Source organism: Thermodesulfobacteriota bacterium, from assembly GCA_036397855.1.
GTDB lineage: Bacteria > Desulfobacterota_D > UBA1144 > Nemesobacterales > CSP1-2 > DASWID01.
The window spans coordinates 1-6,143 of the sequence record DASWID010000047.1 but is presented as its reverse complement, the minus strand read 5'-3'; the positions used below and the strand labels follow the sequence as shown (position 1 = coordinate 6,143).

The 6,143-nt window shown below is 44.1% G+C and carries 6 protein-coding genes; all 6 read right to left on the bottom strand.

All coding sequences use genetic code 11. The features are described from left to right. Nucleotides 1-613 precede the first annotated feature (613 nt). Nucleotides 614-2,482 (bottom strand): ATP-dependent helicase, encoded by a 1,869-nt coding sequence (locus VGA95_03715; protein ID HEX9665646.1) that lies wholly within the window; start codon nucleotides 2,480-2,482, stop codon nucleotides 614-616. A 91-nt stretch (nucleotides 2,483-2,573) separates the two neighbouring features. Beyond that, a complete protein-coding gene (locus tag VGA95_03710) occupies nucleotides 2,574-2,948 on the bottom strand; it encodes a type II toxin-antitoxin system VapC family toxin (GenBank protein ID HEX9665645.1) in 375 nt (124 codons plus the stop codon). Beyond that, the gene (locus VGA95_03705) at nucleotides 2,945-3,151 is read right to left on the bottom strand and encodes an AbrB/MazE/SpoVT family DNA-binding domain-containing protein (GenBank protein ID HEX9665644.1); all 207 of its coding nucleotides are present in this window, start codon (nucleotides 3,149-3,151) and stop codon (nucleotides 2,945-2,947) included. The genes VGA95_03710 and VGA95_03705 overlap by 4 nt, the downstream gene beginning before the upstream one ends. Nucleotides 3,152-3,513: 362 nt before the next feature. Continuing rightward, a complete protein-coding gene (locus VGA95_03700) occupies nucleotides 3,514-4,149 on the bottom strand; it encodes a hypothetical protein (GenBank protein HEX9665643.1) in 636 nt (211 codons plus the stop codon). 505 nt (nucleotides 4,150-4,654) lie between these two features. Further along, nucleotides 4,655-5,242, bottom strand: coding sequence for a hypothetical protein (locus VGA95_03695; protein ID HEX9665642.1), 588 nt, complete (start codon nucleotides 5,240-5,242; stop codon nucleotides 4,655-4,657). A 293-nt stretch (nucleotides 5,243-5,535) separates the two neighbouring features. Beyond that, nucleotides 5,536-5,934 carry a hypothetical protein gene (locus VGA95_03690; GenBank protein HEX9665641.1) on the bottom strand — a complete coding sequence of 133 codons (399 nt, stop codon included), beginning with the start codon at nucleotides 5,932-5,934 and terminating at the stop codon, nucleotides 5,536-5,538. Between the last annotated feature and the right edge of the window lie 209 nt (nucleotides 5,935-6,143).

Below are 6,143 nucleotides of genomic sequence, written 5' to 3'. Positions count from 1 at the left end.
GAAATTCGTCTTTTGTCGGGCTACGGCGCCTGGTACGTCGATTCTAACTGGTATGTCTTGCTTGGCTATTCGCATTTCGTGCTCCTCCTGTTGGTTGTGGCAACGAGACAAAAGCATAACTACTGATTATACGGAATTATTTCCGTATAATCATCTTTTATTGAGTATTATGCGGAATCCTTAACACAGAATCCTTAACTCTTTTTTCCTTTGTTTGGGAGTATAATTTGAATCACCCTTTAATTCAAAGTGCGTGTGAAAAATTATGAGACAACGCACCAAAAAACTTGTCGATCGTGTACGAGAGACCATACGGCGAAACCATTACTCTATTCGTACGGAAAGAGTAATAAAAGGGAACGCATGCATTATTTTATGAATAAGAGTCGTGAAGAGGGTAAAGAAATAAATTAATGAGATAATCATGAATTTATCCATAGTCAAGATGTGTCACATTTATTTTTTTTCTGCAAATTTAGTGGAAAATAAAATAGGGTTTACCAACCAACTCAGAGTTGCCAAGCTACCAGCGGATTATGGAAGGGAGGGTTATTAAGCCGCATATGGCGTTCCTGTAGTACCTGCTAGCGCTGGACAGTCCGTGTGAATTCTCTTATGCATAATAAATATCAGGGATGCCAGCCCGCTCAACAAAATGAGAAACCCTGCCTCGACCCTCCGCATTATAGTTTAGTGGGTTGCCTCGTGCGCGGGTGCGAGGATACGTTATTAGAAGGTCGTCCATGGCACGAGTGATGGCAACATAGAAAAGCCTCTTCTTCTCCTCTAGGTCAGCGCCCGATGATTCTCCTGGAAGCCAAACCTGTTCAAGCCCCGGAAGCACAACGGTTTTCTTTGTAAGTCCTTTAGACCCATGCATCGTGAGGAACAAGACTGAGCGCCGATTCTCTGTGGGCAATGTAAACTCCAGCAGCGCGCGGTCACACACTGCGTTGATGAGGTCATCTGGGTCAGTATCCCCTAGCTGACTTAGTAGGTCTACAATGAGAGGCCGGAGTTCTCCTCCCTCACGTCCGAGATGACTGGCAAGTGCATTGGCAATGAGATGCGGATCTTGCGAAGAAAGACTTCGACACAGTTCAACAAACATCCGGCCGGCAGCTACAGCGATCCCTGAAAGGACGCCCGTGGAGATTAACCGGTCTATAGCTTGAGAGGGAGAGATGTCGTGTTGTAGGATAAGCCTTACTATTTCCAATCTGTGGCGCGGTTTTATAGCCGTGAACGACTCAAGGATGAGGCGTTCAATGAATCTCTGATTTGGATTGGTGACCAATTCCAACAGAAGTGCCAATTGTTGTCTGGTTGGATGAGATGTAGCCTTCCCAGTATAGGACGGCACTTCTGGCTGAATGCGGTCATAATAAAAAGCAAGTGCCTTCCGTGATGGGAAAAGGCATACGATGCCCTGTTTGGGCGACGGGTTCTCAGGAAGCTCTGCCACCTTTGTGGTGAGGTAGTTGACAAGAAAACCAATCTCTGCCTTAGCACTCTTAAAGTGGTAACAGTGGACAGCACCTCCATTATAGTGTGCAAGCATCGGCTGAGCAGTAGGGTCCATCCAGAGAAGGAACCTGTTGGCAGCATTCAATATGTTTCTCTTGCAGCGACGACATCTCAGTAGTGAGACTCGGTCGTGAACAGAAGACTGGAAAAGGTTCCTCATCCCTTCAGGAGATCCACCTCGGCCACTGAAAATACTTTGATTGTCATCTCCAACAATTACCATAGAAGCAACAGTAGATGCTAGGGAAACAAGGAAAGCTTGCTCCGCTCTATTGAAGTCCTGATATTCGTCCACAAGATAATGCTGTAGCTGGGTAAGCCACTTGTATCGGTTGCGTGGGTCAAGAAAAAGCTCATGGGCCAGCGGGATAGCCTGATCCCAATCGACTAGCCTATATGCTCTTGCGAGTCGAAGGCCGACATCTAGAACTGTCGGAATAGGCTGAGGCAATGTCTGAGGATCAGCGTTGTCACGCCAAGCTTTCTTCACTTGCTGCAGAAGGTTGCGCAATTGTGGCGTGGAGCGCAGCCCAGATGACCGTACGATTAGAAAAAGATCGGCGAGGAATACTTGTGATGCGAAAGTTTCGCTATCAGCTATGCTCGCAAAGTAGAGGGGGCCATCGTAGCCGATACTGAACCCTCTGTTGCGTATAAGACGGCAAGCGAAACTGTGGAGCGTCGATACCCTAGGTCTGCTCACTTCATCCAGATTCTCTGGGAATTCCTCTTGATAATCGGAAAGAAAGGTCTTTGCGATTTCTTTGATGAATGTCAGATAACATATCTCTTCGAATTGAACGCCTCCCCCGGAGACGAGTGCTCTGATACGATGGAGGAATGAATTGGTCTTTCCCGTTCCAGGACCGGCAAGGGATATCATGAAGCCAGCCCGATGGTTCTCGAAAGCCCGAATCCGATCATCAATCGTATATAGGTCGTCAAGGTTAGCCAAAATATCCCCTTAGTTGCGTAGATGTGGGTTTGGATTAGATATTAATTTGTTTGATACGCGGCCTAACTTTTGATTAGTTAACTAAGCGCGATTATTTTTTTTCAACATACTTCACACCTTCGATTCTTTTAAAATCCGAATCCTGTGTCCACAATGTGGCATTGTATACCTTAGCTGTTGCAAGTATTACGCTGTCAGCCATTGGAAGCTTTAAATCAACTGAGATTTTGGCAGCACTGAGAGCTATCGTCGGATCTAGATTTATCACGGTTCCCTGCTCCATTATTGCGACTGCCAGAAGCGCATCACCCTCCCCTCTTTGCTGGAGCACGTTTTTAAATACTTCATAAATATTAATTACTGAAACAACTAATTTAGGGAGATTCTCAATAGCGGGAGCAAAGAAATCCGCATTCGGTCCGTCGGCAAAATATTCAAGCCACCCGGAGGAATCTACTAGATTCATACCCGGTCAGGCTCCCTTTCCACTGTTGTGTCAATTCCCTGAAGGAAACCACGTGTTTTCCGGATCGGCTTTATGGGAATCAACTCAATTCGATTTTCATATTGTACTACCTGCACCTTCTGCCCAGGTCGAATTCCCAGCACTTTACGAATTGCGCGAGGAATAACCACCTGATACTTTGGTGAGACCTTTACAGTTTCCATACGTCCTCCTTATCGATTGATATTTCGTAATACAATATAAATTCTATGTAATTTATAATATACTTACAAATTTTGAAGATAGCCTAAAAGCTGAAATTAAGCTATGGCCGTATAAAACTAAGAACGTTTCTGAGATCTAGAGAGAGGCAAGGTAGGTGAGATATATTCTTTCATCTCTCGCAGCAAGCAAAGTTCATAATATAAACCTGAGAGAAAAATGGGGTCTGTTGTCCCCTTTATCCTGCTGAGTTTCAATATAAGCCAAAGCAACGTCGTTAAGGCGTTAATTTTTCAAAGGGAAAGAGGGGGACCCCCGAAAAAGAATAATCGGGGCTTAATTTGCGTTTTTGATTTTGATGAATTTATTTACCTGTTTGTTTTATTAGTTTTCTTGCTTTCAATCCAGAATCTTGAATTATTTTATTATGAAAGTTTAAGAGAATTGGGTGTAGAATTTTCAAAACTCGATTTAACCATGTTCTTAATTTGAATTCCGTAGTAGTTACACGTACTGTATCAATCCCCTTTATAATCTTAATTTGCACAGATGCATCATCCTCTTTGTGTGCACTTATCTTATTTCTTATGTTCTTTAAATATTCATAATCTTCCTTTCGCATTTCACTTAATTCAGCGTGTAGCGCTTTTAATTGTGTACCGTATTCATTCTTTATATCAAATTTTGAAACAACTTTATACATTGGATTTGGTATAAGTCTTATAAAGTCTTCAAAGATCTCAAAAAGGACAAGAGCCAAAATTTTAGTATGAAATAGTTTAACAATTTCCCATTCTAAAGAGTAAAGTTTGGGATTCGAAACCTCATAAGCTGCGATGTTAAGATCATTACTGCATAGAGAGGCAAATTGAATAAAATTAAGTATTCTATAGATATCAGGATCTACACTCTTTGATTTTCTTTTTAACGAAATATCCAAAAACTCGTAACTTTTTTTTAAAGCCTCGAAGCGATCTAGATTCTTGCTATTTTCATTCAATACTTTTAGTAGTATTTCCGTGTGTTTTAGACACGTCGAATCTTTAGTATCATCGATGGGCATGATCATATTTTAAATGGTTATTTAACATTGGTCTACCTAACTCAATGCTGTCTTGAACGATCCTTTTAACTTACACTTCCCTTTCGTTAGAGAATAAAATTAGGGGTTCAAATCTTTTGTTGACTAATTTTAAGATGTAGCAAAATTCTCCCTTAATCACAAAATTAGGTAATAAGGTAATAAATGACTTGCGGGATTTCAATTGTATTTGATCAAGAAATTTATAGGAAATGCCTAATTTATATACAATAACAAAACAATCATCCCCTTTTTTAAAATATTTATAAGCGGATGCTACAAACAACAAAAGATTTGACCCCATTCACCTCAATCATGAATTTGTCCATAGTCAAGGTGTGTCACTGTTTAGTTTTTTTTTGCGAGCCGAGGGTACCGCTGCGGACGCGACAGCGACCGCAGGGGCGGCGGGTTCAACGCGTTGTTAGGCACCCCGGTCCTTTCTTGAAACGTCGTCAAAACTCGCGAAGACAGCCGCATCAAAAACGCACGGGAACACCCCGGCTTTGCTACATAGTTTGCTGATGCTGTCGCTGACGAAATGATAGTAGCGTCGGTCAGCAAGAAGCGATGCTGAAAGCGGAAACGGAAACCCCGAATCATTCAGCCATTTCGTCACGCGACTGTCCACAGGCGTTTCGAACTTCGTGAGACCGAGCCATTGAAGAAGATTTCGTGACTGCTTCGGACCGAATCCCAAAAGGTTGTCGTCTATGAAGTCCGCAACTTCACGCTCGACTTTGGGAGATCCTGAACGCCTTAGTAGTTCCAAACGCTTCGACACCTCTGGCCAAAACCCATTTTCAAGAAGTTCGAAATTATGCGCCACTTCTCTGGCAATCGACTTTGTGCGTCTGAGCCCAAAACGCCTCAGTATCTTATAGGTGAAGGCCTCTACGTCCCTATAAGCGCCGCATATGGAATATCGCAACGGAAAAGGGCGCGTCCTGCAAAATACGTCCACCTTGCCGCCTGGACTTGAACGCTGCTGCGTCGTCGTTAGACAAGACACAAGAATCTGCCAGAAATGGTTTCGAGTGACAGGACGCTTATGGGATGCGAGATTCCGCCGGATCCGATCTTGCATAATCGAAGCATCCTTGTGCCGCTCGACGAGTTCCCGAACTCTCCGCGCATCGTTGGCGTCGGGTTTAAGGACGAGCTTCATGGTGGTTTCTCAGTGTGCCTAACGGCTCAACGATGAGCCGCGCCGAGCCGCGCGCGTCTTTTAGCGCGGCGAGGAAACCCTGAGCGGCTTCGCCGCGAAGGGCGTCGGCTCCATCGTTTTGTTAGCTGGCCCCTCGGTCATTCTTCTTCCGATTCATCGTCGAAACTGTTCAGCCAGCCTTCAGCGGTCAATTCTTCAAGTTGATGGTAGTAGGCCGCATTTACGTCCTGATCACTTGGGCCATGTTTAATCAGATCGAACATATGCCCAGCCAAGACGGAACCAATAGCGTGAACAGCATCGTGACGATTTAGTCCTTCCCGCATCAGGCGCGCGAGGGTTTTCTGTGCCGGAATCTCCCGACCCAGTGCGACTTGGTTTTCAACGATGACGTGAATAGCCGCATGCATCTGCGAGTTCGGCATCTTGATACGTTTCTTGCGGTGGTACTGCTCGACCAGGTACTCTCGCTCGCCTTCATCGAGTGCCATCCATTCTTCGGGGTCTACCGGCTTGTTTGGATCGTAACGTTCCATGGTTTTTTACGACAAAAACGCTGCGTCCAGCTAACTACTGATTATACGGAATTATTTCCCCGTATAATCATCTTTTTTCGAGTATTATGCGGAATCCTTAACACAGAATCCTTAACTCTTTTTTCCTTTGTTTGGGAGTATAATTTGAATCACCCTTTAATTCAATCTGCGTGTGAAAAATTATGACACAACGCACCAAAAAACTTCTC

What these genes read in the sequence shown, in the direction of transcription:
- VGA95_03710 (HEX9665645.1), bottom strand. Translation starts at nt 2,948, where the DNA reads ATGAATCTAGTAGATTCCTCCGGGTGGCTTGAATATTTTGCCGACGGA.
- VGA95_03705 (HEX9665644.1), bottom strand. Translation starts at nt 3,151, where the DNA reads ATGGAAACTGTAAAGGTCTCACCAAAGTATCAGGTGGTTATTCCTCGC.
- VGA95_03690 (HEX9665641.1), bottom strand. Translation starts at nt 5,934, where the DNA reads ATGGAACGTTACGATCCAAACAAGCCGGTAGACCCCGAAGAATGGATG.